Here is a 570-nt window from a genome sequence, read left to right as displayed (position 1 = left end):
CTCATACCAATCTACGGCGAAGCCTTGTCGATCCAGACCTTCGCGGATCAAGCCCGCAAGCCTCGCATTGTCCTCAATCAGCAGCAGGCGCATGGTCGATATCGGTCCCTAGAGGCGCGCGCTTGTAGCCAGTGATCATGGCGAGCGGCAGATTTTCGCGGTGGCGCATACTTTCGACGATGGCGCCAATGACATGAAGCGCGACCGCTCCGATCAGAATATTGGCGGCTACCTCGTGCGCGGTTTCGACCCAACCGACGCCCCAGAAGCGGTCTAGCCCCATCATCCAACCTGTGGAGCCGACTATCGCCAACAACAGCATCAACACGACGATCATCGCCGCACCAGCTGGATTATGCCCGATATAGCGAGGCTCCCGACGAGCGATCATCGCGCGAAAATAGCGCAGCAGCCCGACGGGACCTGTCACGAAGCTGGCAAAACGAGCATGGCGGCGGCCGATGACACCCCACACAAGCCGGATCGCCAATGCGGTCACGACGACGTAACCGACGTAGATATGTGGCGTTTCTTCATGCTTCAGGACAGTGAGATTGGCGATAACGCCAG

General features: G+C 58.9%; 1 protein-coding gene. It reads right to left on the bottom strand.

Annotation, left to right across the window (positions count from 1 at the left end):
* Positions 1 to 73: 73 nt before the first annotated feature.
* On the bottom strand, positions 74 to 570 hold a 497-nt coding region (locus tag AACY52_RS29585; protein WP_339561263.1), incomplete at its 5' end, for a cytochrome b/b6 domain-containing protein.

Source organism: Pseudomonas sp. EA_65y_Pfl1_P113, assembly GCF_963970525.1.
Lineage (GTDB): Bacteria > Pseudomonadota > Gammaproteobacteria > Pseudomonadales > Pseudomonadaceae > Aquipseudomonas > Aquipseudomonas tritici.
Note: the sequence above shows the minus strand (reverse complement) of the source record. Positions and strands in the feature narration are given on the sequence as shown.